At 64.6% G+C, this 25,491-nt stretch carries 24 protein-coding genes; 10 read left to right on the top strand and 14 right to left on the bottom strand.

What is annotated here, in order from left to right; translation table 11 throughout:
• Positions 1 to 156: 156 nt before the first annotated feature.
• From gloA to AC2T4A_RS26170, 3 genes are all read right to left on the bottom strand, one after another.
• Positions 157 to 549, bottom strand: a complete 393-nt coding sequence (gloA, locus tag AC2T4A_RS26160; RefSeq protein WP_017521018.1) for a lactoylglutathione lyase — start codon at positions 547 to 549, stop codon at positions 157 to 159.
• Positions 550 to 705: 156 nt separating this feature from the next.
• Positions 706 to 1,923, bottom strand: a complete 1,218-nt coding sequence (locus AC2T4A_RS26165) for an argininosuccinate synthase (RefSeq protein WP_045209837.1) — start codon at positions 1,921 to 1,923, stop codon at positions 706 to 708.
• Positions 1,924 to 2,055: 132 nt separating this feature from the next.
• On the bottom strand, positions 2,056 to 3,066 hold the full coding sequence (locus tag AC2T4A_RS26170; protein WP_416747955.1) for a flagellar protein MotY: 1,011 nt from the start codon (positions 3,064 to 3,066) through the stop codon (positions 2,056 to 2,058).
• A 138-nt stretch (positions 3,067 to 3,204) separates the two neighbouring features.
• On the opposite strand from AC2T4A_RS26170, the gene pyrC reads away from it, so the two are divergent.
• On the top strand, positions 3,205 to 4,251 hold the full coding sequence (gene pyrC, locus AC2T4A_RS26175; RefSeq protein WP_416747953.1) for a dihydroorotase: 1,047 nt from the start codon (positions 3,205 to 3,207) through the stop codon (positions 4,249 to 4,251).
• The gene (gene rnt, locus AC2T4A_RS26180; RefSeq protein WP_478377060.1) at positions 4,248 to 4,928 is read left to right on the top strand and encodes a ribonuclease T; all 681 of its coding nucleotides are present in this window, start codon (positions 4,248 to 4,250) and stop codon (positions 4,926 to 4,928) included. The genes pyrC and rnt overlap by 4 nt, the downstream gene beginning before the upstream one ends.
• 244 nt (positions 4,929 to 5,172) lie before the next feature.
• Here rnt and AC2T4A_RS26185 read toward each other — a convergent pair whose 3' ends face one another.
• Positions 5,173 to 5,775, bottom strand: coding sequence for a peroxiredoxin (locus AC2T4A_RS26185; RefSeq protein WP_416747949.1), 603 nt, complete (start codon positions 5,773 to 5,775; stop codon positions 5,173 to 5,175).
• A 261-nt stretch (positions 5,776 to 6,036) separates the two neighbouring features.
• Between AC2T4A_RS26185 and AC2T4A_RS26190 the strand changes: the two genes are divergently transcribed.
• Complete coding sequence (locus AC2T4A_RS26190; protein WP_081517708.1) at positions 6,037 to 6,252, top strand: bacterioferritin-associated ferredoxin; 216 nt, start codon at positions 6,037 to 6,039, stop codon at positions 6,250 to 6,252.
• A gap of 219 nt (positions 6,253 to 6,471) precedes the next feature.
• Complete coding sequence (gene bfrB / locus AC2T4A_RS26195) at positions 6,472 to 6,948, top strand: bacterioferritin BfrB (protein WP_017521012.1); 477 nt, start codon at positions 6,472 to 6,474, stop codon at positions 6,946 to 6,948.
• A 48-nt stretch (positions 6,949 to 6,996) separates the two neighbouring features.
• Here the strand turns inward: bfrB and AC2T4A_RS26200 are convergent, their stop codons facing one another.
• The 3 genes from AC2T4A_RS26200 to AC2T4A_RS26210 form a co-directional block, all read right to left on the bottom strand.
• Positions 6,997 to 8,160 (bottom strand): MFS transporter, encoded by a 1,164-nt coding sequence (locus tag AC2T4A_RS26200; RefSeq protein ID WP_416747947.1) that lies wholly within the window; start codon positions 8,158 to 8,160, stop codon positions 6,997 to 6,999.
• 64 nt (positions 8,161 to 8,224) lie between these two features.
• Positions 8,225 to 8,551 (bottom strand): Grx4 family monothiol glutaredoxin, encoded by a 327-nt coding sequence (gene grxD, locus AC2T4A_RS26205; RefSeq protein ID WP_017521010.1) that lies wholly within the window; start codon positions 8,549 to 8,551, stop codon positions 8,225 to 8,227.
• A gap of 132 nt (positions 8,552 to 8,683) precedes the next feature.
• On the bottom strand, positions 8,684 to 10,777 hold the full coding sequence (locus AC2T4A_RS26210) for a molybdopterin oxidoreductase family protein (RefSeq protein WP_416747944.1): 2,094 nt from the start codon (positions 10,775 to 10,777) through the stop codon (positions 8,684 to 8,686).
• Positions 10,778 to 11,091: 314 nt separating this feature from the next.
• Between AC2T4A_RS26210 and argF the strand changes: the two genes are divergently transcribed.
• Positions 11,092 to 12,009, top strand: a complete 918-nt coding sequence (argF, locus tag AC2T4A_RS26215) for an ornithine carbamoyltransferase (RefSeq protein WP_416747939.1) — start codon at positions 11,092 to 11,094, stop codon at positions 12,007 to 12,009.
• 17 nt (positions 12,010 to 12,026) lie between these two features.
• On the top strand, positions 12,027 to 13,088 hold the full coding sequence (locus AC2T4A_RS26220; RefSeq protein ID WP_416747937.1) for an ABC transporter ATP-binding protein: 1,062 nt from the start codon (positions 12,027 to 12,029) through the stop codon (positions 13,086 to 13,088).
• Here the strand turns inward: AC2T4A_RS26220 and AC2T4A_RS26225 are convergent.
• From AC2T4A_RS26225 to ybaK, 3 genes are all read right to left on the bottom strand, one after another.
• On the bottom strand, positions 13,085 to 14,029 hold the full coding sequence (locus tag AC2T4A_RS26225; RefSeq protein ID WP_416747935.1) for an electron transfer flavoprotein subunit alpha/FixB family protein: 945 nt from the start codon (positions 14,027 to 14,029) through the stop codon (positions 13,085 to 13,087). The genes AC2T4A_RS26220 and AC2T4A_RS26225 overlap by 4 nt on opposite strands.
• 96 nt (positions 14,030 to 14,125) lie before the next feature.
• The gene (locus AC2T4A_RS26230) at positions 14,126 to 14,911 is read right to left on the bottom strand and encodes a PhzF family phenazine biosynthesis protein (RefSeq protein WP_416747933.1); all 786 of its coding nucleotides are present in this window, start codon (positions 14,909 to 14,911) and stop codon (positions 14,126 to 14,128) included.
• A gap of 93 nt (positions 14,912 to 15,004) precedes the next feature.
• Positions 15,005 to 15,475, bottom strand: coding sequence for a Cys-tRNA(Pro) deacylase (gene ybaK / locus AC2T4A_RS26235; RefSeq protein WP_416747931.1), 471 nt, complete (start codon positions 15,473 to 15,475; stop codon positions 15,005 to 15,007).
• Between the two features lie 172 nt (positions 15,476 to 15,647).
• On the opposite strand from ybaK, the gene glpK reads away from it, so the two are divergent.
• The 4 genes from glpK to AC2T4A_RS26255 all read left to right on the top strand — a co-directional run bounded on the left by glpK (position 15,648) and on the right by AC2T4A_RS26255 (position 20,193).
• Positions 15,648 to 17,162: a glycerol kinase GlpK gene (gene glpK, locus AC2T4A_RS26240; protein ID WP_416748092.1), complete on the top strand. Its 1,515-nt coding sequence runs from the start codon at positions 15,648 to 15,650 to the stop codon at positions 17,160 to 17,162.
• A 157-nt stretch (positions 17,163 to 17,319) separates the two neighbouring features.
• A complete protein-coding gene (locus AC2T4A_RS26245; protein WP_416747929.1) occupies positions 17,320 to 18,075 on the top strand; it encodes a DeoR/GlpR family transcriptional regulator in 756 nt (251 codons plus the stop codon).
• Positions 18,076 to 18,219: 144 nt separating this feature from the next.
• Positions 18,220 to 19,761: a glycerol-3-phosphate dehydrogenase gene (glpD, locus tag AC2T4A_RS26250; RefSeq protein ID WP_478377064.1), complete on the top strand. Its 1,542-nt coding sequence runs from the start codon at positions 18,220 to 18,222 to the stop codon at positions 19,759 to 19,761.
• Positions 19,762 to 19,866: 105 nt separating this feature from the next.
• Entirely contained in the window at positions 19,867 to 20,193 is a 327-nt protein-coding gene (locus AC2T4A_RS26255; protein WP_171039360.1) for a GlpM family protein, read from the top strand.
• 1 nt (position 20,194) lies between these two features.
• Here the strand turns inward: AC2T4A_RS26255 and AC2T4A_RS26260 are convergent, their stop codons facing one another.
• From AC2T4A_RS26260 to AC2T4A_RS26275, 4 genes are all read right to left on the bottom strand, one after another.
• Complete coding sequence (locus AC2T4A_RS26260) at positions 20,195 to 21,280, bottom strand: helix-turn-helix domain-containing protein (RefSeq protein ID WP_416747925.1); 1,086 nt, start codon at positions 21,278 to 21,280, stop codon at positions 20,195 to 20,197.
• Between the two features lie 159 nt (positions 21,281 to 21,439).
• Complete coding sequence (locus AC2T4A_RS26265; RefSeq protein WP_486742154.1) at positions 21,440 to 22,399, bottom strand: PDR/VanB family oxidoreductase; 960 nt, start codon at positions 22,397 to 22,399, stop codon at positions 21,440 to 21,442.
• A gap of 147 nt (positions 22,400 to 22,546) precedes the next feature.
• Entirely contained in the window at positions 22,547 to 23,668 is a 1,122-nt protein-coding gene (locus AC2T4A_RS26270) for an aromatic ring-hydroxylating oxygenase subunit alpha (RefSeq protein ID WP_416747921.1), read from the bottom strand.
• Positions 23,669 to 23,807: 139 nt separating this feature from the next.
• Positions 23,808 to 25,442 (bottom strand): BCCT family transporter, encoded by a 1,635-nt coding sequence (locus AC2T4A_RS26275; protein ID WP_416747919.1) that lies wholly within the window; start codon positions 25,440 to 25,442, stop codon positions 23,808 to 23,810.
• Positions 25,443 to 25,491: the final 49 nt, after the last annotated feature.

Consider the following 25,491-nt stretch of genomic DNA (forward strand, 5'->3'; position numbering starts at 1 on the left):
AAGCGAATGGCGGAAACTGCTTCCGCAATCGACGCGTCCGACGTCGATGCCTCTTGAGTATGAACGCTGCAGTGACTTTCTGATGACAGCCGGAAAAGAAAAACCCCGCCGGTGTGGGCGGGGTTTTCCAAGGACGCTTCGACGACGGTCGACGGATCAGTCCTTGCGCTGCGGACTCAGCAGCTCGATCTTGTAGCCGTCCGGGTCTTCGACGAAGGCCAGGATGCTGGTGCCGTGCTTCATCGGGCCCGGCTCGCGGGTGATCTTGCCGCCGCGCGAACGGATGTCCTCGCAGGCCTTGTAGACGTCGGCCACTTCCAGGGCGATGTGGCCGTAGCCGGTGCCCAGCTCGTATTTGTCCACACCCCAGTTGTAGGTCAGCTCGATGACGCTATTGTCGTCCTCGTTGCCGTAGCCAACGAACGCCAGGGTGAACTGGCCGTCCGGATAATCCTTGCGGCGCAGCAAGGTCATGCCCAGGACTTCGGTGTAGAAGGCGATGGATTTGTCCATGTCGCCGACGCGCAGCATGGTATGCAGCAGTCTCATCGATTCTTTCCTCATCAGGTGCCCGGAGTGCGGGCTTATAAACACAAACCCCGGCTCGTGGCCGGGGATTGTTGTTCTTTTCGTAGGAGCGAGCTTGCTCGCGAACCGCGCAAAAAGCAAAAGCTTCGCGAGCAAGCTCGCTCCTGCAAGGTCCGCTTAGAACAGCTTGCGGCCCTTGTTCGCGGCGATACGCATGCGCAGCGCGTTGAGCTTGATGAAGCCAGCGGCATCGGCCTGGTTGTAGGCGCCGCCGTCTTCCTCGAAGGTCGCGATGTTGGCATCGAACAGCGAGTCGTCGGACTTGCGGCCGACCACGATGACGTTGCCCTTGTACAGTTTCAGGCGCACGACGCCATTCACGTGTTCCTGGGAGGCATCGATCATCTGCTGGAGCATCTCGCGCTCCGGGCTCCACCAGTAGCCGGTGTAGATCAGCTTGGCGTAGCGCGGCATCAGCTCGTCCTTCAGGTGAGCGACTTCGCGGTCCAGGGTGATCGACTCGATGGCACGGTGCGCCTTGAGCATGATGGTGCCGCCGGGGGTCTCGTAGCAGCCGCGGGACTTCATGCCGACATAACGGTTCTCGACGATGTCGAGACGGCCGATGCCGTTGGCGCCGCCGATGCGGTTCAGCTCGGTCAGGACCTGGGCCGGACTCATGTCCTTGCCGTCGATGGCGACGATGTCACCCTTGCGGTAGGTCAGCTCGATGTAGGTCGCGGTGTCAGGGGCCTTCTCCGGGGAGACGGTCCACTTCCACATGTCCTCTTCGTGCTCGGTCCAGGTGTCTTCCAGCACGCCGCCTTCATAGGAGATGTGCAGCAGGTTGGCATCCATGGAGTACGGCGATTTCTTCTTGCCGTGGCGCTCGATCGGGATGTTGTGGGCTTCGGCGTAGTCCATCAGCTTCTCGCGGGACAGCAGGTCCCACTCGCGCCAGGGAGCAATCACTTTCACGCCCGGCTTGAGCGCATAGGCGCCCAGTTCGAAGCGAACCTGGTCGTTGCCCTTGCCGGTGGCGCCGTGGGAGATGGCATCAGCGCCAGTGGCGTTGGCAATCTCGATCAGGCGCTTGGCGATCAGCGGACGGGCGATGGAAGTACCCAGCAGGTACTCGCCTTCGTAGACAGTGTTGGCGCGGAACATCGGGAACACGAAGTCGCGGACGAACTCTTCTCGCAGGTCCTCGATGAAGACCTCTTTCACGCCCATCTGCTTGGCCTTGGCGCGGGCCGGTTCGACCTCCTCGCCCTGACCCAGGTCGGCGGTGAAGGTCACCACTTCACAGTTATAGGTATCCTGCAGCCACTTCAGAATTACGGAGGTGTCCAGGCCACCGGAATACGCCAGGACTACCTTCTTCACGTCCGCCATGCCACTCAACTCCACGGGGGTTGTCACGAAAGGGACCGATTCTACTGTCCGCTCGGAATAATTTACAGAGGGGCGACAGCTTTTGACGACAAAGCGACAAATACTATCGTCGGTGCGACCCGCCGCCGCAGCTTAACCCTTGGGTACTGCGGGCGGCGTGGCAGGCGGGTTGGAGGCGCTGGCGGCAGGCGTCGCGGGCGCGCCCTGCGCAGGAGCGTTGGCGGCGGGAGTCGGTGCGGTGGGAGCGGTTGCGGCAGGTGCAGGCGGAGCCTCAACAGCCGGCTGCTCAGCCACCGCCTCGCGGGACAGGTTCACCGTCACCCGGCGGTTCTTCGCGCGGTTGGCGGCGGAGTTGTTCTTCACCAAGGGGTAACGCTCGCCATAGAAACGCACGGTGATCTGCGCTTCCGCCACGCCGTTGGCCTTGAGGTACTCCATCACGGCGATGGCGCGTCGGCGCGAGGCTTCACGGTTGGCCAGGCGGTTGCCGGTGTTGTCGGAGTGACCGTCCAGTTCGATGCGATTCACCGTCGGGTCGGCCTTCATGTACTGCAGGATGATGTCCAGTTTGGCGCGGCCCAACGGGTCGACCTCGGTGCCGCCGTCCGGGAAGCCGACCTGGCTCTGGCGCACCTGGTCGAAGTTGACCGGAAGCATCTTCGTCGAACAGTCCTGGAACTTCGTGTAACCATCCGCGAAACGCGTCGGCATCAGCCGCACCAGCAGGGTCTCGCCGGTGCGCGTGCGGTGGCGCACTTCCGGCGCGCGGCCCTCCAGCAGACCGCCGAGCAAGCGCCCGGCCTGCTGCTGCGTACTGTTGAACGGAACATCGCCCGCACCCACCTGCACAGACCCCAGGTTCAGGTCACCCTGCCCCGGCCGCCACGGTGGCGCGGCCGCCAGCAAGGTCGCCGAGCCACTGCCCAGCCAGCCCGTCTGCGGTTTGAGGCGGAAGGTTGGCTGCTCACCGGCGCGCCAGACGAACTCGCCCAGGCCAAAACCGGCCACACTCTGCGACAACCGGCACTCGAACTGGTCGCCCTCTACCGTCCATTGCGCACTTTCCATGCGCGTCTGAAAGGTCAGCGCCCAGGCCGGAAGGCTCGCACAAAGAGTGAGGAGAAGTAGAGATGGCTGGCGCACGGTGGCATCCACACAGGTAAATAGGCGTCCCAGATTCTATCGGTCGGCCTCGGCAAAACTTGATAGCGAGTGCCGGCGGCGGGCTTTTCCGGTAGCATTTCACCCTCTTCCCGCTGCAACCGCACCCCTGGAATCCGCATGTCCGACCGCCTGACACTCCTGCGCCCCGACGACTGGCACATCCACCTGCGCGACGGCGCCGCACTCGCGCAAACCGTCGGCGACGCCGCCCGCACCTTCGGCCGCGCCATCATCATGCCGAACCTGGTTCCGCCGGTACGCAACGCCGCCGAAGCCGACGCCTACCGCCAGCGCATCCTGGCTGCCCGTCCGGCCGGCAGCCGCTTCGAGCCGCTGATGGTGCTGTACCTCACCGACCGCACCAGCGCAGAGGAAGTCCGCGCTGCCAAGGCCTCGGGCTTCGTGCACGCCGCCAAGCTGTACCCGGCCGGCGCCACCACCAACTCCGATTCTGGCGTGACCAGCGTCGACAACATCTTCCACGTGCTTGAAGCCATGGCCGAAGTCGGCCTGCCGCTGCTGGTGCACGGCGAGGTGACCCGTGCCGAAGTCGACGTGTTCGACCGCGAGAAGCGCTTCATCGATGAGCACCTGACCCGCGTAGTCGAGCGTTTCCCGACCCTCAAGGTGGTCTTCGAGCACATCACCACCGGCGATGCCGCCGCCTTCGTCAAGGCCGCCCCGGCTAACGTCGGCGCCACCATCACCGCCCACCACCTGCTCTACAACCGCAACCACATGCTGGTCGGCGGCATCCGCCCGCACTTCTATTGCCTGCCGATCCTCAAGCGCAATACCCACCAGGAAGCCCTGCTGGATGCAGCCGTCAGCGGCAGCCCGAAGTTCTTCCTCGGCACCGACTCGGCCCCCCACGCGCGCCACGCCAAGGAAGCGGCCTGCGGCTGCGCCGGCTGCTACACCGCCTACGCCGCCATCGAGCTGTACGCCGAAGCCTTCGAGCAGCGCAAGGCGCTGGACAAGCTGGAAGGCTTCGCCAGCCTGCACGGCCCCGACTTCTATGGCCTGCCGCGCAACAGCGACCGCATCACCCTGGTCCGCGAAGAATGGGAAGCACCGGCATCCCTGCCCTTCGGCGACTTCGACGTGGTCCCGCTGCGCGCCGGTGAAAAACTGCGCTGGCGCCTGCTGGAGACCGAGGCATGAGTGACGAGAACGAAATCTTCGAAGAAGAACTCGACGGTTCCTTCCCGCCCGGCCCGCGCCACCCGATGGCGCGCCGTTTCCGTGGCTACCTGCCGGTCGTGGTGGACGTTGAGACCGGCGGTTTCAACGCCGGCACCGACGCCCTGCTGGAAATCGCCGCCGTCACTATCGGCATGGATGAGAGCGGCTACCTGTTCCCCGAGCACACCTACTTCTTCCGCGTGGAGCCTTTCGAAGGCGCCAACATCGAGCAGGCTGCGCTGGAGTTCACCGGCATCAAGCTGGACCATCCGCTGCGCATGGCGGTACCGGAAGAACAGGCGCTGACCGAGATCTTCCGCGGCATTCGCAAGTCGCTGAAGTCCAATGGCTGCAAGCGGGCGATCCTGGTCGGGCACAACAGCAGCTTCGACCTCGGCTTCCTCAACGCGGCGGTCAACCGCAGCGGCGTGAAGCGCAACCCGTTCCACCCGTTCTCCAGTTTCGACACCGCGACCCTTGCCGGCCTCGCCTACGGTCAGACCGTACTGGCCAAGGCCTGCCAGACCGCCGGCATCGAGTTTGACAACCGCGAGGCCCACTCGGCGCGCTACGACACCGAGAAGACCGCAGAGCTGTTCTGCGGCATCGTCAACCGCTGGAAGGAATTCGGCGGCTGGATGGAAGACGAGGACTGATCCTCTCTTCCTGATCCCATGACAAAGCCCCGCTCAGGCGGGGCTTTTTCTTTCCTGCACGCAGGGCTTGCCGGCTTCCTGTAGGAGCGAGCTTGCTCGCGAACCACCGCCCGGTGAACGTCAGACCTGGCCGCTATGCACACCTGATCCCTTGTTCGCGAGCAAGCTCGCTCCTACGAAAAGCAATCCTGCGCGCCCATGAAAAAGCCCCGCCGAAGCGGGGCTCTTTCATCACCGGACAGCCTTACAGCTTGCCGGCGTGTTCGGCCAGGTAGGCGGCGACGCCTTCAGGCGAGGCGGCCATGCCCTTGTCGCCCTTCTTCCAGTTGGCCGGGCAGACTTCGCCGTGCTCCTCGGTGAACTGCAGGGCATCGACCAGACGCAGCAGCTCGTCCATGTTGCGGCCCAGCGGCAGGTCGTTGACGATCTGCGAGCGCACCACGCCGTTCTTGTCGATCAGGAATGCACCGCGGAAAGCCACGCCGCCTTCGGACTCCACGTCATAGGCCTTGCAGATCTCGTGGGTGATGTCGGCCGCCAGGGTGTACTTGACCGGGCCGATGCCGCCCTTGTCCACCGGGGTATTGCGCCAGGCGTTGTGAGTGAAGTGGGAGTCGATGGAAACGCCGATCACCTCGACGTTGCGCGCCTGGAAGTCGGGGATGCGGTGGTCCAGGGCGATCAGCTCGGAGGGGCAGACGAAGGTGAAGTCCAGCGGGTAGAAGAACACCAGCCCGTACTTGCCCTTGATGGCTTCGGACAACACGAAGCTGTCGACGATCTCGCCAGTGCCCAGTACGGCGGCCACGTTGAAATCGGGAGCTTTCTTACCTACGAGTACGCTCATTTGATTCTCCTTAATGGTGAGGCGCTGGGAGTGGCGGCTGCGCCCGGTCGAAACTGCCGTGCTTGAGGGCCCGTCACTCCAGTGGGGCAGCCATCATACACCCCACCCGCAACACCTACATCTGCGCGGACTCGGGGCTAACTCACTGAACCGATTGACCATTTATCGGGCCGTCGAAATGAGACCCCGGCAACTTTTGACAATCATTCTCATTATTATTAGTATCGCTTCCAACAACCCCACAGCGACTGTAGTGCAACCATGTACGTCTGCCTCTGCAACGGTGTTACCGATACCCAGATCCGCGATGCGATCTACGACGGCGCCTGCAACTATCGCGAAGTGCGCGAGTGCACCGGTGTCGGCACTCAATGTGGCAAGTGCGCCTGCCTGGCCAAACAGGTGGTTCGCGATACCCTCGGCGAGCTGCAAAGCGCCCAGGCGATGAACTACAACTTGGCCTATGCGGCAGGCTGAGAAAAATACCGCTGATCAGTTCAGCAGCAATTCCGAAGAAACCGGGCCATGGCCCGGTTTTTTTATGCCCGCAATTCAGTGATTTAGCGCCCAGTTGCGGAATGAAAACATTCGCATTCATATTCCTTTTTATAACAAATTCAAGGACTTATGTTTGACAGATGGTTATAAGGGCGCGAGAATTTCAATCTCTCCCACTCCACACGGCAGGACCCCGGCATGAAAGGCGACAAGAAAGTCATCCAGCATCTGAACAAGATCCTCGGCAACGAGCTGATCGCCATCAACCAGTATTTCCTGCACTCGCGCATGTGGAACGACTGGGGCCTGAAGCGCCTCGGCGCGCACGAGTACCACGAGTCCATCGATGAGATGAAGCACGCCGACAAGCTCATCGAACGCATCCTGTTCCTCGAAGGCCTGCCCAACCTGCAGGACCTGGGCAAGCTGCTGATTGGCGAGAACACCCAGGAAATGCTGCAGTGCGACCTGAACCTGGAGCTCAAGGCCTGCAAGGACCTGCGCGACGCCATCGTGCATTGCGAAAGCGTGCATGACTACGTCAGCCGCGACCTGCTCAAGGACATCCTCGAGTCCGAGGAAGAGCATATCGACTACCTGGAAACCCAGCTGGGCCTGATCCAGAAAGTCGGCCTGGAGAACTACCTGCAGTCGCACATGCACGAAGACGACTGATCAGAAACAAGGCACCGGCGCAGTTGTGGACGCCGGTGCCCTTCCCTTCTAGACGTTCGCCTTGGGCGGACGACGCACCAGTCCGGCCTTGAACACCAGGCCCGCGCACAATCCGATCACCACCAGCAGCGACAGGCGCAAGCCCACGTGTTCGGCGAGAAAGCCGATCAGCGGCGGGCCCATCAGCAAGCCGCCATAGCCGAACGACGCCACTGCCGCCACGCCGCGCGAAGGCTCGACACCCGGCCGGTTACCCGCCGCGCCGATCAGGATCGGCACCACCACCGACAGCCCGGCGCCCACTAGCGCAAAACCAGCGATCGACCCGCCTATCCACGGGCTGAACAACGCCAACAGCATGCCCGCAATGGCCAGCAGCGCCAGGCTGCGCACCAGCGCCTCGTCAGCGAAGCGCACGCGCAGGCGATCACCGAACAACCGGCCCAGCACCATGGTCGCGGAGAATGCCGCGAAGCCCAGTGCTGCCAGGCGTTCGGACGCGCCCAATACCTGGTGCAACAGCAAAGCCCCCCAGTCGGCGACCGCTCCTTCGGAAACGAACGCACAGAGCGTCAGCAGACCCAGGCCGATCAGTGCCGGTGGCGGCAGGCGCCAGCCACGCTGGGCTGGCGCCTCCTCCTCCATGGGCTCCGGACGGCCCTCGAACAGATGACGGGCAAACAGCGGCAGGATCGCCACGGCGATCAGCGCCAGCAGGCTGAAGTGCCAGATCGGCGCCAGGTCGGCGAAAGCCGCTGCTCCGACAGCACCGACCAACCCGCCCAGGCTGTACATGCCGTGCAGGCTGGAGATGCACGGGCGGCCGAGGCGCCGTTCGACTTCAACCGCCTGGGTGTTCATCGCCACATCCATGGTCGCGAAGGTCAGGCCGACAGCGAGGAAGCCCGCTGCCAGGACCCAGACGTCCTGCGCCAGCCCGAGCAGGGGAAAGGTCGCCATCAGCGCCAGCCCCGAAAGCACGGTGATCGCCCGGCTGCCGTAGCGGCGCACCAGCGCGCCGGCAAAAGCGAACGCCAGCAGCGCGCCAAAGCCCGCGCCCAGCAGGGCCTGGCCCAGTTGCTGCTCGTCCACCCCGGTCATGCTCTTGAGGGCAGGCACCCGCCCCATCACGCTGCCATGGACCATCCCGCCCATGGCGAAGCAGTATCCGCACGCCCAGCGCGCGGCGTTGGCCCGCGTCTGTTCAGTCATCTTTTATTTCTTCCCAAAAACAAAGCCCCGCCAAGGCGGGGCTTTGTGCAACAGCACGAAAGACTCAGGCGTTGGCCTTGCTCACGGCGTCCTTGATCAGCGGTTGCAGCTCACCCTTCTCGAACATCTCGGCCAGGATATCGCTGCCGCCGACCAGTTCACCACCGACCCACAGTTGCGGGAAGGTCGGCCAGTTGGCGTACTTGGGCAGGTTGGCGCGGATTTCCGGGTTCTGCAGGATGTCGACATAGGCGAATTTTTCGCCGCAAGCCATCAGCACCTGCGCGGCGCGGGACGAGAAACCGCACTGGGGAGCGTTCGGCGAACCCTTCATGTACAGCAGAACAGGGTTGCTGGAGATCTGCTCTTTGATGGTATCGATGATATCCATGAACTTCCTCGGCTTAACTATCAGACACTGACCCGGCAGTCGCCTCTCGGGGCATAGGCCGGCACGGTACGGCGCATTGTACTGCAAAGCCGAGTGCAACGCTCGGCTTTGCAAATACCCTGCGACAGCCTGTCAGGCCGCCTCGACCTCCACCGGCACGCCGTTGAGCGCGGTGTTGCCGGAGAGCGCATCGAGATGGCGCTCGTCGGTCAGGTCGTTGGCACTGGCGCCACCCTGCTCGCGGGCGATGGACAGTTGCACACCCGGCCGCCCGTGGCCCCAGCCGTGGGGCAGGCTGACCACACCGGCCATGACTTCATCACTGGCCGCCACCTCGATTTCGATGCTGCCGACTCGCGAACGCACCCGCACCTTCTGCCCGTCCGCCAACCCGCGCGAGGCCAGGTCCTGCGGGTGCATGAGCAGCTGATGGCGCGGCTTGCCCTTCACCAGGCGGTGATAGTTGTGCATCCACGAGTTGTTGCTGCGCACGTGGCGACGCCCGATCAGCAGCAGTTGGTCAACCGCCGGCGATTGGGTATCGGCGAAGCGACGCAGATCATTCAGGAATATCTCCGGCGCCGCCTCGATACTGCGGCTGGCGGTCTTCAGGCGCGGCGCCAGGTTCGGCTGCAGCGGGCCCAGGTCCAGCCCGTGCGGGTATTCGCGCAGCCGCGCCAGATTGAGCTTGTGCTCGCTGGCATCACCGTAGGGGCCGAAGCGCAGGCCCATCTCGATCATCTGCTCCGGCGCCATAGTCGGCTTGAGCTCGGCGCCCTGGCGCGCGGCGTAGGCCTTGGCGAGGCCGACGAAGATTTCCCAGTCGTGCAGCGCGCCCTCGGGCTTGGGCAGGATCGCCTCGTTGAAACGGGTGACATTGCGCACCGCGAAGACGTTGAAGGTCGTGTCGTAGTGGTCGTGCTCCAGCGGTGCGGTGGGCGGCAGGATCAGATCGGCGTAGCGGGTGGTTTCGTTGATGTACAGATCGACGCTGAGCATGAACTCCAGGCCGTCCAGCGCCTGTTCCAGGCGCCGGCCGTTGGGCGTGGACAGCACGGGGTTGCCGGCCACCGTCACCAACGCGCGCACCTGCCCTTCGCCTTCGGTCAGCATCTCTTCGGCCAGCGCCGCCACGGGCAGCTCGCCGCCGTACTCGGGCAGGCCGGACACGCGACTCTGCCAGCGATTGAACGCGCCACCCGCGGTGGTCGCTACCAGGTCAACGGCCGGCGTGGTGCACAGCGTGCCGCCGACACGATCGAGGTTGCCGGTGACCAGGTTGATCAGTTGCACCAGCCACTGGCACAGGCTGCCGAAGACCTGCGTCGAAACGCCCATGCGTCCGTAGCAGACGGCCTTGTCGGCGGCGGCGAACGCCCGTGCCAGCTGGCGGATTTCATCAGCCGGCACGCCACAGCGCGCGGCCATGGCGTCAACCTTGAACGGCGCCAGTGCTTCGCGCACTGCATCCAGGCCACTCACCGGCAGGGACGTTTCACGGGTCAGCCCTTCGCTGAGCAACGTATCGAGAATGCCCAGCAGCAACGCGGCGTCCTCACCAGGGCGGACGAACAGATGCTGGTCTGCAATTGCCGCCGTCTCGGTACGGCGTGGGTCAACCACCACCAGCTTGCCGCCGCGAGCCTTCAGCGCCTTCAGACGTTTCTCCACATCCGGCACGGTCATGATGCTGCCGTTGGAGGCCAGCGGGTTGCCGCCCAGGATCAGCATGAAGTCGGTGTGGTCGATGTCGGGAATCGGAATCAGCAGGCCATGGCCGAACATCTGCTGGCTGACCAGGTGATGCGGCAGCTGGTCCACCGAGGTCGCCGAGTAGCGATTACGGGTCTTCAACTGGCCGAGGAAGTAGTTGCTATGGGTCATCAGGCCATAGTTGTGCACGCTGGGATTGCCCTGGTACACCGCCACCGCGTTGTTGCCGTGGCGCTCACGAATCTCCGCCAGGCGGGTGGCGACCAGCTCGAAAGCCTCATCCCAACCGATCGGCTGCCATTCGCTGCCGACGCGGCGCACCGGCTGGCGCAGGCGGTCGGGGTCGTTCTGGATGTCCTGCAGCGCTACTGCCTTGGGACAGACGTGGCCGCGGCTGAAACTGTCCTGGGCATCACCCTTGATGGACAGGATGCGCTCGTCCTCGGTCTCGATGGTCAGGCCGCAGATGGCCTCGCACAGGTGGCACGCACGGTGGTGGAGGGTCTTGCTCATGGCTCGCCTCGTTTTTGTTGTCGCCGGCGCCTCATGGGGCCGGTCGTGGGGTGCAAAGCACTATGAATCCAGTCCTGGCGCAGCACCACCAGCTTCCGTCGGGTGAATCCCCGGGCATCAGGAACGACCATGGAGAAACCCCGCCCGACGGGCCTTCCGGGCGAAACTTGCGTAGATCCGTCATTTCCTTATAGGATCGCGCCTTCCCCCATTTTCCGCTCCATGCGGTCCCGCCGCAGGTTCAGCCCGTTTTTTCTCACGAAAGCCGGTCGGTACCTCGGCCTGATTCTGAGAATAAGTAGTAGGTACGAACCATGAGCGCACGTCACTTCCTCTCGATGCTGGATTACACGACCGAAGAACTGCTCGGTCTGATCCGCCGCGCCACCGAGCTGAAGGACTTGCGAGACCGAGGTGTGCTCTACGAACCGCTGAAGAACCGCGTGCTGGGCATGATTTTCGAGAAAGCCTCGACGCGGACGCGGATTTCCTTCGAAGCCGGCATGATCCAGCTCGGCGGCCAGGCCATCTTCCTCTCCCCGCGCGACACCCAGCTGGGCCGCGGCGAGCCGATCGCCGATGCCGCACGGGTGATGTCGCGGATGGTCGATGCGGTGATGATCCGCACCTTCGCCCACAGCAACCTGATCGAGTTTGCCGAGAACTCCCGCGTGCCAGTGATCAACGGCCTGTCGGACGACCTGCACCCCTGCCAGTTGCTGGCCGACATGCAGACCTTCCATGAGCACCGTGGCAGCATCGCCGGCAAGACCGTGGCCTGGATCGGCGACGGCAACAACATGTGCAACAGCTACATCGAGGCAGCCATCCGCTTCGACTTCCAACTGAACGTGGCCTGCCCGGAAGGCTACGAGCCGAACGCCGCCCTGATGGAACTGGCCGGCGAGCGCGTGAAGATCTTCCGTGACCCGCGTGAGGCGGTAGCCGGCGCACACCTGGTGAGCACCGACGTCTGGGCCTCGATGGGCCAGGAAGACGAAGCGGCCGCGCGCCTGCGCCTGTTCCAGCCATATCAGGTAACACGTGAGCTGCTCGACGGCGCGGCGGCGGATGTACTATTCATGCACTGCCTGCCGGCCCACCGTGGCGAAGAGATCAGCGAAGACCTGCTGGACGACGCGCGCTCCGTGGCCTGGGACCAGGCGGAAAACCGTCTCCACGCCCAGAAAGCCCTGCTCGAACTGCTGGTCGAGCACGCGCACTACGCTTAAGCCCCACTTCGAGTCCGATGACCCAAACGCTGCTGCTCAACCTCGACGATCTTTCCTGTGGCTATGAACAGCAGCGTGTGGTGCAAGGCGTCAGCCTGCACCTGAACGCCGGCGACATCGGCTGCCTGCTCGGCCCCTCGGGCTGCGGCAAGACCACGACCCTGCGCGCCATCGCCGGTTTCGAGCCAGTACAGAGCGGGCGCATCGAACTGGGCGGCGAGGTGATTTCCCGCCCCGGCTTCACCCTGTCGCCGGAGAAGCGCCGGATCGGCATGGTGTTCCAGGACTACGCACTGTTCCCGCACCTGTCGGTGGCGGACAACATCGCCTTCGGCATCCGCAAGCACCCCGAGCGCGAGCGCATCGTCGGCGAGTTGCTGGAACTGGTGAAGCTCGACGGCCTCGGCCTGCGCTTCCCTCACGAACTTTCCGGCGGCCAGCAACAGCGTGTGGCACTGGCCCGCGCGCTGGCGCCGCAGCCGCAACTGCTGCTGCTCGACGAACCCTTCTCCAACCTCGACGTGGAGTTGCGCCGCCAGCTCAGCCACGAGGTCCGTGACATCCTCAAGGCGCGCGGCACCAGCGCGATCCTGGTCACCCATGACCAGGAAGAAGCCTTCGCCGTCAGCGATCACGTTGGCGTGTTCCGCAACGGCCTGCTGGAACAGTGGGACACCCCGTTCAACCTCTACCACGAGCCGCAGACGCCCTTCGTTGCCAGCTTCGTCGGCCAGGGTTATTTCATTCGCGGACAGATGCACGGCAACGATGCGGTGCAGACCGAGTTGGGCCTGCTACGCGGCAACCGCGCCTACAGCCTGCCGGATGGCAGTGCGGTGGATGTACTGCTGCGCCCTGACGACCTGGTGCCGGCTGCCGATGGCGCACTGAAGGCACGGATTGTCGGCAAGTCCTTCCTCGGCGCGGCGACGCTCTATCGTCTGCAACTGCCCACCGGCACTCAGCTCGAATCGCTCTTCCCCAGCCACGCCGACCACCAGCCGGGCGATGAGGTCGGTATCGGCGTCGCCGCCGAGCACCTGGTACTGTTCCCGGCCCAGGGCAGTGTGGCGCTCTAGGCGAGCGCCTTCTCAAGTTCGGGCAGCAACTCGAACAGGTCGCCCTGCAAACCGTAGTCGGCAATCTCGAAGATCGGCGCGTCCGGGTCGAGGTTGATCGCGGCGATCACCTTGGCGTCCTTCATGCCCGCCACGTGCTGCACCGCGCCGGAAATGCCTACGGCCAGATACAACTCCGGCGCAACGATGCGCCCGGACTGGCCGATCTGCAATTCTGCCGGCGCGAAGCCCGCGTCCACCGCCGCCAGCGAAGCGCCGACGGCACCGTGCAAACGATCCGCCAACGGATAGAGCGCAGCGAAACCTTCTTCGGTTTGCAGACCACGCCCACCGGCCACTATGACTTTCGCCGACTCCAGCGCGGGGCGCTCGAAGTCCGGATGCTCCTCGCCCTGCCACTGCGCCAGACCGAGATCGCCCGGACCGCCGATGCGTTCCAGTTCGGCGTTGCCGCCGCCAAGGGCAACCGGATCGAATGCAGTGGGACGAATGCCCAGCACGCTCACCGCCGCCTCGCAGCGCACGGTGGCGATGGCGTTGCCGGCGTAGATCGGGCGCTGGAAAGTCTGGTGGTCGAGGACAGCGATGACGTCGGATACCGCGTCCACATCCAGCAGAGCGGCAATCCGCGGCAGGCAATCGCGCCCCACCGCGGTGGCCGGCGCGAGGATATGGCTGTAGCGCGGCGCAAGCTGCACCACCAGCGCTGACAGGCTTTCCGCCAGCAGATGGTCGTAGGCGGGATCGTCCGCCAGCAGCACGCGGTCAACGCCATCAATGGCACGGACACGCGCGGCCAGTTCGTCGAGGACGCTACCGGCCAGCAGCAGATGCACCTCGCCGCCGATCTGCCGGGCGGCAGTCAGCGCGCTCAGGGTCGCGGGAGCCAGAACGGCGGAGCCGTCGGTGCGGTGATAGTCAGCGATGAGCAGAATGGCCACGGGCCTGCCTCCGAATCTGCGAACCGCGCCAGAGGGGCACGGTATTCAGTGAAGGCCAGCCTACGCCAGGGAGCGGGAAGCCCCCCCGGTCACAGATCAAACAACCAGCAGACGACCGCTGGCCACCAGGCGCGCGTAGCCGGCGATGCTCACTCGGTCGCCTTCCAGGCGGCACCAAAGCTCGCCGCCCCGCTCGGAGCACTGGAATGCGCGCATCTGCAGCTTGTTCAGGCGACCCGACCAGTAGGGAATCAGGCTGCAGTGGGCAGCGCCGGTCACCGGATCTTCATTGAGACCAATGGCCGGGGCGAAGAAGCGCGAAACAAAGTCATAGTCATCACTGCGCGCGGTGACGATCACGCCCAGGTAAGGCAGGCGCGCCAGAGCGGCGAAGTCGGGCTTGCACTCACGCACGGCCTGCTCGGACTCCAGCAACGCCAATAGATGCGAGGCGTTGCTCAGGGCATCCACCACATCCACGCCCAGTGCGCTGGCCAGCTCCACGGTGGTGCCGGTTTCGCTCGGCGGCTGCGCCGGGAAGTTCAGCGCCAACCGACCATCCTCACGGGTAACGCGCAGCGGTCCGGACAGGGAATTCAGCTCCAGCACCTCGCCCGGCTCATCGAACACCTCGAACAGCACATGGGCGCTGGCCAGGGTCGCGTGGCCGCACAGCGGCACTTCGGCGGTCGGGGTGAACCAACGGATACGCCAGCCTTCGGATTCGCGCACCAGGAAAGCGGTCTCCGACAAGTTGTGCTCGGCGGCGATCTTCTGCATCAGTTCGTCGCTCAGCCAGCCGTCGAGGCGGTAGACCATGGCCGGGTTGCCGGCGAAGGGACGGTCGGTGAAGGCGTCCACCTGATGGAAGTCGAGCAGCATGGCGATCTCCTTGTAAGTGATGGCCGAGCATGACAGAAGCAGACGGGCGGCGAACCGTACAGAATGGACCGAACAGTCTTCGCTTTCGACCGGTCAGCTACGCCCGATGGGCGCAAACTTTGCCGAAGTCAGCCCGGCCAGCGTCTCGGCGCTCAGCTCCACTTCCAGCCCACGGCGCCCGGCGCTGACGTGGATAGTCGGGAAGCCCTGGGCAGATTCATCGATGAAGGTACGCAGGCGCTTCTTCTGCCCCAACGGGCTGATGCCGCCGACCAGGTAACCGGTGGCGCGCTGCGCCGCAGTGGGGTCGGCCATGTCGGCCTTCTTCACGCCTGCCGCATGAGCCAGCGCCTTGAGGTCCAGCGTGCCTGCCACCGGCACCACCGCCACCAGCAACTCGCCCTTCTCGCTCGCTGCCAGCAGAGTCTTGAATACGCGCGCCGGGTCGAGGTTGAGCTTCTCGGCGGCCTCCAGGCCGTAGGACGGCGCCTTGGGGTCGTGCTCGTAGCTCAGCACATGGTGTTCGGCGCGGTTCTTCTTCAGCAGGTCGATAGCGGGGGTCATGATCGGCGGGCTTCTCGCAAGCGGCTTTCCAGCGCATAACAGTATGCCAAGGCGTGCTGCACTGCACGGTGTTCGCTTCACCGACACGGACGAATCCCGTATGGTCTGCGCCATTCACCTTCCGGCCCGCGTGGCCGGGACTGCCGAACGGAATCCGCACAAGGCCGCCCGCATGACCGACCTGAAGAACAAGAAATACATCGTCGCCCTCGATCAGGGCACCACCAGCTCGCGCGCCATCATCTTCGACCACGACGCCAACGTGGTCAGCACGGCCCAGCGCGAGTTCGCGCAAATCTACCCGCAGCCGGGCTGGGTCGAACATGACCCGATGGAAATCTGGGCAACCCAGAGCTCGACCCTCGTCGAGGCGCTGGCCCAGGCCAATATCAGCGTCGCCGAAGTGGCTGCCATCGGCATTACCAACCAGCGCGAAACCACCCTGGTATGGGACAAGGCCACCGGCCGACCGATCCACAACGCCATCGTCTGGCAGTGTCGGCGCAGCGCGGCTATCTGCGAGCAGCTCAAGCGCGACGGCCTGGAACAGCACATCCGCGACACCACCGGGCTGGTCATCGATCCTTACTTCTCCGGCACCAAGCTGAAGTGGATCCTCGATAACGTCGAAGGCGCCCGCGAACGCGCCCAGCGCGGCGAGCTGCTGTTCGGCACGGTCGACACCTGGCTGATCTGGAAGCTTACCGAGGGCGAGGTGCACGTCACCGACTATACCAACGCCTCGCGTACCCTGATGTTCGATATCCACAAGTGCGACTGGGACGAGCGCCTGCTCACCGCGCTGGATGTGCCGCGCGCCATGCTGCCGCAGGTACGCGGGTCTTCCGAAATCTATGGCCACGCGAAGGTCGGCGGTCTCGGCGTGCACCGCACGCCCATCGCCGGGATCGCCGGCGACCAGCAGGCCGCGCTGTTCGGCCAGATGTGCGTGGAGCCGGGCCAGGCGAAGAACACCTATGGCACCGGCTGCTTCCTGCTGATGAACACCGGCGCCAAGGCGGTGAAGTCCACCCACGGCCTGCTCACCACCATCGCCTGCGGCCCGCGCGGCGAAGTGGCCTATGCGCTGGAAGGCGCGGTGTTCAACGGCGGCTCCACCGTGCAGTGGCTGCGCGATGAGTTGAAGGTGATCAACGACGCCCACGACTCCGAGTACTTCGCCACCAAGGTGAAGGACAGCAACGGCGTCTACCTGGTCCCCGCCTTCACCGGCCTCGGCGCGCCCTACTGGGACCCGTATGCCCGTGGCGCACTGTTCGGCCTGACCCGTGGGGTGAAGGCCGATCACCTGATCCGCGCCACCCTGGAATCCATCGCCTACCAGACCCGCGACGTGCTCGACGCCATGCAGCAGGATGCCGGCGAGCCACTGCGCGCCCTGCGCGTGGACGGCGGCGCGGTGGCCAACAACTTCCTCATGCAGTTCCAGGCAGACATCCTTGGCACTGCGGTGGAGCGCCCGCAGATGCGCGAGACCACTGCCCTCGGCGCGGCCGTGCTGGCGGGGCTGGCCTGCGGTTTCTGGGGCGGCCTGGACGAGCTGAAGAACAAAGCGGTGATCGAGCGGGTGTTCCAGCCGGCCTGTGACGAGGCCGAGCGCGCGCGCTTGTACAAGGGCTGGAAGAAGGCCGTGGAGCGCACTCGCGACTGGGCCGCCGACGACTGACGCGACAGGTTCTTTGTAGGAGCGAGCTTGCTCGCGAACCGCCTGATGCCAAGGTGCCAAGCGGGGTTCGCGAGCGAGCTCGCTCCTACAAGTTCATGACATACCCTGCCCACTCCGGCATCCTTGCCCCTTCGGCCCGTCCTCACGAGCACAGCGAATGAACCTGCCCCCCCGCCAGCAAAGCATCCTCGACCTGGTCCGTGAACGCGGCTACCTGAGCATCGAGGAGCTCGCCCAGCAGTTCGCCGTGACCCCGCAGACCATCCGCCGCGACATCAACCAGCTCGCCGAACAGAACCTGCTGCGCCGCTACCACGGCGGGGCAGCCTGGGATTCGAGCATCGAGAACACCGCCTACAACACCCGCGCCGACCAGATGCGCGATGAGAAGCAGCGCATCGCCGAGGCCATCGCCGCGCACATCCCGGACAACGCCTCACTGTTCATCAACATCGGCACCACCACCGAAGCCATCGCCCGCGCCCTGCTCGGCCACCAGAACCTCAAGGTCATCACCAACAACCTGCACGTTGCCAGCATCCTCGCCGGCAAGGACGACTTCGAAGTGCTGATCGCCGGTGGCACCGTGCGCGGCGACGGCGGCGTAGTCGGGCAGGCGGCGGTGGACTTCATCGAGCAGTTCCGCGTCGATTTCGCCGTGGTGGGTATCAGCGGCATCGACGAGGACGGCAGCCTGCTGGACTTCGACTACCAGGAAGTGCGCGTCTCCCGCGCCATCATCGACAACGCGCGGCAGGTGTTCCTTGCCGCCGACTCCAGCAAGTTCGGGCGCAACGCCATGGTGCGCCTGGGGCCGATCTCCCTGGTCAGCCGGGTGTTCACCGACAGCCCGCCGCCCGCCGCCGTGGCGCGCCTGCTGCACCAGCACAAGGTCCAGCTCGACCTGGTCTGAGCCCCTCACCCATTCATTTTCGAACATTCAGACGAATGCCTGCGCGAGTTCGCGCCGAAGGCTGGTCACATTCCGTTCATTGAACTAGGATATTTTCGAAAACGAACATCAAAAGATTCACTTTCAATCCCCAAGGCGGTCTCCATGCACCCAACCAGCAAGCGCCACGCGCCCCTGGCCGAAGTCTATGACCTGGCCGTCGTCGGTGGCGGCATCAATGGTGCTGGGATCGCGGCGGATGCCGCCGGGCGCGGGCTGTCGGTGTTCCTTTGCGAACAGCACGACCTCGCCAGCCACACCTCCTCCGCCAGCAGCAAACTGATCCACGGCGGCCTGCGCTACCTCGAGCATTACGAATTCCGCCTGGTCCGCGAAGCCCTCGCCGAACGCGAGGTGCTGCTGGCCAAGGCCCCGCACATCGTCCATCCACTGCGCTTCGTGCTGCCGCACCGCCCGCACCTGCGCCCGGCCTGGATGATCCGCGCCGGCCTGTTCCTCTACGATCACCTGGGCAAACGCGAAAAACTGCCGGCCTCCCGTGGCCTGCGCTTCGGTATCGACAGCCCGCTGAAGACCGAGATCACCCGTGGTTTCGAGTATTCCGACTGCTCCGTGGACGACGCACGCCTGGTAGTGCTCAACGCCATGGCCGCCCGCGAGAACGGCGCCCATATTCACCCGCGCACCCGTTGCGTCAGCGCCCGGCGCAGCAAGGGCCTGTGGCACCTGCACCTGGAACGCCACGACGGCAGCCTCTACTCGATCCGCGCCCGCGCGCTGGTGAACGCCGCCGGTCCCTGGGTCGACCGTTTCCTGCGTGAGGAGCTGCGGCAGAAACCGCCCTACGGCATCCGCCTGATCCAGGGCAGCCACCTGATCGTGCCGCGCCTGTACGACGGCGAGCACGCTTACATTCTGCAGAACGAGGATCGGCGCATCGTCTTCGCCATTCCGTACCTGCGTCAGTTCACCCTGATCGGCACCACCGACCGCGAATATAAGGGCGATCCGGCGCAGATCAGCATCAGCGAAGAAGAGACTGACTACCTGCTCAATGTGGTCAACGCCCACTTCAAGCGTCAGTTGAGCCGCCAGGACATCCTGCGCAGCTTCTCCGGGGTGCGCCCGCTGTGCGACGACGAGTCCGACGACCCATCCGCCGTCACCCGCGACTACACCCTGGCGCTGGACAACACCCCTGGCGAGGCGCCGCTGCTTTCGGTGTTCGGCGGCAAGTTGACGACCTACCGCAAGCTCGCCGAAGCCGCACTGGATCAACTGGCGCGGCACTTTGCCGGCGTGATGAAAGCGAGCTGGACCGCCAATGCCCCGCTGCCCGGCGGCGAAGCCATGACCACTGTGGAAGACCTGGCCATCCAGCTCATGGAACGCCTGCGCCAGCTCGACCCCGCCCTCGCCCGGCGCTGGGCCAGCACCTACGGCAGCCGCATCTGGAAACTGCTGGACGGCGCACACAACCTCAGCGAACTGGGCGAACACCTGGGCGCCGGCCTCTATGCGCGGGAAGTGGAATACCTGGTGCGCGAGGAATGGGCGCGCGACGCCGACGACATTCTCTGGCGCCGCACCAAGCTCGGCCTGTTCCTCAATGCCCGGCAGCGGGAGCGCCTGGAGCAGTTCCTGCGCAGCGAAAGCCCGCTGGAACCGAGTACACAGGTCGCCTGAACGTCGAATTGGAGTGGGCAGCCAGTCTCGCGGATAATCCACCGAGTAATCCCCCCGACGCCAACGCCCCGGTGGCGTCGCCAGCTAGAGAACGACGTGGACCTGATCCTCAAGGCAACCATCGGCGCCGGCGTGGTGCTGATCCTCGCCGCGCTGTCGAAGACGCGCAATTACTACATCGCCGGCCTGGTGCCGCTGTTCCCCACCTTCGCCCTGATCGCCCACTACATCGTCGGCAAGAGCCGTTCGCTGGACGACTTGAAGACCACCATCCTGTTCGGTATGTGGTCGATCATTCCCTACTTCGTCTACCTCGCCGCGCTCTACCTGATGGTGGACCGCATGCGCCTGGAACTGTCGCTGGCGATGGCCGCGCTGGCCTGGCTGGTGGCAGCTTCGCTGCTGGTATTCGTCTGGGTGCGCCTGCACTGAGTCAGCCGCGCGCCGCCAGCTGAACCTCCAGCTCGGCAATGCGCGCCTGCAGGCGCTCGCGCTCGGCGCGTTCGGCGCGGATGTCCTCGAAGACGCTGATCAGGTGATCAGGCAGGCCGTCCTGGCGATGGCGCTGCAGCGAGGTGCGCACCCGCACCCAGACGTACTCGCCGTCGCGGCGGCGCAGGCGCTTCTCCACCACGTAGCGGTCAAAGTGCCCGGCCAGCAGTTGACGCAGCAGTTCGAGGTTGGTCGCCAGGTCGTCGGGATGGGTGATCGCCTGGAAGGTCATGGCGTAGAGCTCTTCGGCGCGGTATCCCAGCAGTTCGCAGAGGCTGCCGTTGACGCGCTGCCAGCTGCCGTCCAGGCCGATGTAGGCCAGCGCGCCCCAGGTCAGCTCGAAGATGGCGCGGAAGCGCTCCTCGCTGTTGCGCAGTTGCTCCTCCGTGGCCATGCGCTCGGTGTTGTCCATGCTGATGCCCACCATTTTCAGCGGTCGGCCAACGGCATCGTTGACCACCGTGGCGCGCGAGGCGATCCAGCGCAGGCTGCCGTCGGGCTGGACGATGCGGAAGTCGCACTCGCAGCCTTTGCCCTCGGCCGCGGCGCGGTCGTACATCGCCTGCACCGCTGTCACGTCCTCGGCCGGCAGGTGACTCCAGAACTCGTGATTCGAGCTGACGTGCCAGCCGTAGACTGCCTCGACGTTGGGTGAGTAGGTCACCTCGTCGCTGATCAGGTTCCATTCCCAGGTGACGATCCGCGCGCCCTCCTGGGCCAGTTTCATGCGCGTCTCGCTCTCCATGATCTCGGCGGTGTAGCGCCGGCGCAGGTCGGTCATCGGCAGCTCGACGGGTTCGGCGTCCTGCACGCTGCGCAGGGCTTCCTCACCGTAACGCAGCCACAGCCAGTTGACCTTGAGGAAGTCCGCCAGCTTGCGCAGATTGTCGTAGTCGATCTCGCCGCCCTTGGTCCACTTGTGCACCGCCGTGCGCGAGATCCCCAGCGCCGTGCCCACTGTCTGCAGCGTCAGCTTGTGGAGTTCGAGCAGTTCCTTGAGACGGAAGGCGAAGCTGTTTTCCATCATCGGTGGCGCGGTCCCTGGAGGTGATCAAGGGCCGCAGTATACACAGCTGTAAACCGATGGATGACAGCACTAGACCTGTAGGAGCGAGCTTGCTCGCGAACAAACCCGACTACGCAGTGGGTTCGCGAGCAAGCTCGCTCCTACATCAAGGCCAGGAAGTTACAGGTCGATCACCAGCCGCTCCCCGCGGGCGCGGGAGACGCAGAGCATCAGGGTTTGCTGCGACGCTTTTTCCTCGTCGGAGAGGTACTGGTCGAAATGCTCGACCTCACCTTCAAGGATGCGCGTCTCGCAGGTGCCGCAGACACCTTCGCGGCACAGGCAATCCACCTGGGCGGCCTTCACGTTCTCGATGGCCTGGATGATGGTCATGCCCTCCTCTACACGCAGTTCGCGACCGGAACGGCCCAGTACCAGGGTGAAGGCGCCGCCGCTGGCGGGAGCGGCGGCGAACTGTTCGAAGTGCACACGGGCGTCGGCAATGCCGGCTTTCTTCGCGCCCTCGATCACCGCATCGATGAGCGGTTTCGGCCCGCAGACATACACGTGATCATTCGCCGCCAGCGACCCGAGCAACACGGAGAGATCGAGCCGGCGCTCTTCGCTGTCCACGTAGAAACGCACATTGGCGGCATGCGGGCTGCCCGCCAGCTCGCTCCGGAACGCACCGTGCTCCGGGCTGCGGAAGGCATAGTGCAGTTCGTACGGAACGGTGCCACCTTCCAGCTCATGCAACTGGGAAAGAAACGGCGTGATGCCGATGCCGCCAGCGATCAGTACGTGGCGCCCGGCCGTGGGGTCGAGCTCGAACAGGTTGTTCGGGGTGGAGATGGTCAGCTCGCTGCCGACTTCCACCTGCTGGTGCATGAAGGCCGAACCGCCCTTGGACTGTTCTTCCAGGCGCACGCCGATCTGGTAGTGGTCAAGGTCGCGCGGATCGCTCATCAGCGAGTAGGCATTGCTCAGGCCGCCGGCCATCTTCACGATCACATGGCTGCCGCCGGTGAAGGCCGGCATTGGCTGGCCATCGGTGCGCGCCAGGGTGAAGCGCTTGATCTGCGGGGTCGCCTGCTCCACGGCAGTCACGCGCACGCTGAACATCTCGTAGGAATTGGCCATGGTTCACCTCAACTGCAATCTCGCGGGCGCTTTCGCCACCCGCCTCCGCCGCCCCCTCAGGCGCGGCAGCTCTGTTCTTATGGGTTGCCGCCCCGCGACAGCGCGGGGCGGGCTTTACGCAAGGTCCGGCCCGCGGGCCGGGAAGCCTCAGTCCAGGTGCGACACTGCGATCAGGTTGTGGAAGTGGGCAATGCCGTGCTCGCTGATGCCGGTGCGCTGCTTGTCCACCATGATCCGGCCCTGGCCGCGGTAGCCGCGGGATTTGAGACCCTTCTGCACGCTCTCCACCAGGCGCAGGTCTTCGGGGCGGAACACGTCGCGGTACCAGTCGATGAGCTTCTGCTGCTCTTCGGTGATGTCCTTGTTGAGGAAGTAGATGTCGTAGTGCTGCAGGGTGGTCTCGGCGTCGACCGGGAACTCGTAGATCACGGTCATGAAGTTGGCGCCCGGCGGCACGTTGAACATGGTGCAGGGCCAGGCCCAGAAGCCGGCGAAGGACGGGTCGGTCACCGACTCGTCGACCTTGAAGGACTGCTCCGAGGACTTGGCGATGCCGTACTGCAGCGTCCAGTTGCCGTGCAGGGTGTGGCCGTACTGGCCGACGTCCACCGAGTCGGCGAAGCTGGGGTGCGCCGGGCCGCAGTGGTAGCACTCCATGTAGTTGTCGACGATGGATTTCCAGTTGGCCGGGGTCCTGCTGACGAAACGCGCGGCCAGGTGCAGGTCATCGATCACCGCGCAGGCGTCGCGCATGCGTGCCTGCAGGCCGGGCAACTGGTCTTCGACGCTGCCGGAGTTCGGGTCCATGTTGACGAAGATGAAGCCGGCGTACTCCTCGACCTTGAGCTGCACCAGGCTGAAGTCGCCCTTGTCGAAGGCTTCGACCTGGTCGCAGTTACGCACGTGGGTCAGCTCGCCATCGAGCTTGAAGGTCCAGGCGTGGTACGGACAGGCGATGACGTTCTTGGCAATGCCGCCGGTGCCCTCCAGCAATTGGTGGCCGCGGTGTGGGCAGACGTTGTAGAAGGCGCGCAGCACGTCGTCGCGGCCACGGACAACGATGATGCTCTCGCCGATCACCTCGCGGACGATGTAGGCATTCTTCTCGGCCACTTCACTGCGGTGACCCAGGCAGATCCAGCTGTGGGCGAAGATCTTTTCCTTCTCGTGCTGGAACACGGCGTCACTGGTGTAGAAGTTCGCCGGAATGGTGAAGGCGCGCTCATGGTCACGGCAGAAGTCGGCGGGCAGGCGTTCGAAGTCGGTCATCAGATATCTCCAGGCTTTCATCGACTCGCGCAACGCGCGGTCTTTACTTGTTAGTTAACTGCAACCCGATGGTTAACAGCGCAGGCAAAAAAAAGCCTGCCGGTGGCACCGCCCTCGGGCTGGCGGCGCCACGCAGGATTCATTGGGCGAGCGCCACCTTGTCGGCGACGGACTCGTCCTGCGGAGCCGGTGCCAGCGGAGGCTGTCCCTCCAGCGCCATGGCGGCGGCTTCCTCTTCGATGCGATAGGCCGGCATCGAGCCGTAGTCGTGGAGCATCCACTTGAAGAAGCCATAGACCTTCACCAGCAGGATCAAGGTGAAGGGAATCGCGGTCAGCACCACGGCGGTCTTCATGGTCGACAGCGAGGCCTTGGCAAACAGCATGGCCAGCGGCACCAGGGTCAGGGTGATGGCCCAGAACAGCCGGTGTGTCGGAGTCGGATCGTCGCCTTCCTGCAGGTTGCGAGTGCTGGTGGCAGCCACGGCATAGGCAGCGGCGTCCATGTGCGAGGCGCAGAATACAGCCATGATGAACAGGTACACGGCGAGGAACAGCTTGCCCCACGGCAGCCCCAGCAGCAGCGCTTCCACGGCGCTTTCGCCGCCCTGCTCGCTGAGGATCTTCGGCACGTCGATGGCGCCAGTGATGAACTGGTGCATGCTGTAGCTCTCCAGCGCACCGAAGAAGAACCAGCAACCGAAGCTGCCGCCCAGCAGCAGGGCGAACACCACTTCACGGATCTGCCGGCCGCGGGAAACACGGGTCACGAACATCGCCACGCCGGGCGCGTAGGACACCCACCAGAGCCAGTAGAACACCGTCCAGTTGCGGGTGAAGGCGCCATCGCCGGCCGGGTCGGTGAACAGACTCATGTGCACGTAGTTCTGGATCATCAGGCCCAAACCATTGGCGGTGTTGTTGATGGTGAACTGGGTCGGGCCGACCAGCAGCACCACCGCGGCGAACACCAGCGCGCCGTAGCAGACGATCTTGCTCAGCTTCTGCAGGCCGCCGTCGATGCCGATGTAGGAGCTCAGGGAGAACAGTACGGCGATCACGCCGATCACCATGACCTGAACGAAGAAGGTGTCCGGTGTCCCCACCAACCCGGACAGGCCGCGGGTCAGGGTCGAGGCGGTAAGCGCGAGGGACACGGTGAGCGCGCCCATCATGGTCAGCAGGAAGATCAGGTCGACCACACGCCCCACCGGGCCGGTGGCCTTGAAGCCGGTGACGGCCTCGACGATGGAGGCCAGGTTCAGGCCGCTCTTCTTGCGCACATGGAAGTGGTAGGCCATGGCCAGCGAGGCCAGCGCGTAGATCGACCAGGCGCTGATGCCCCAATGGAAGAAGGAGTAACCGACGCTGTACTCCAGCGCTTCACGGGACTGCGGCGCGATGTTCAGGCCTGGCGTCTGGTAGTAGTACGCCCACTCCATCACGCCCCAGTAGAGCGTGGAAGACCCCATGCCGGCGCAGATGAACATGAACACCCAGGTAGCCGTTGAGTATTCCGGCTTGCCGCTGCCGAAGCGGATGTGGCCGTACTTGCTGCAGGCGATGTAGAGCACAGCCAGGGAGCTGCCGAAGATCAGCAGCTGCACGGCTGTGCCGAAGGTACGGGTGGCAATTTCGAACAGTTGGTTCGCGGCTTGCTCGGCCTGGGTCGGAAACGCAGCCAGCCCGATCACGGTCAGCAGCACTGCGACCAGGCTCATGGAAATCAGGAAAACATCGACCTTCTTCTTGTTGCGGGACATCAAGGGGGACATCAGGCGTCTCCTGGGACGTTTTTTGTTGTTGTTTCGCATCCGACGCAGG

The sequence above is a fragment of the Pseudomonas sp. PVC-3-1 genome, assembly GCF_057444315.1.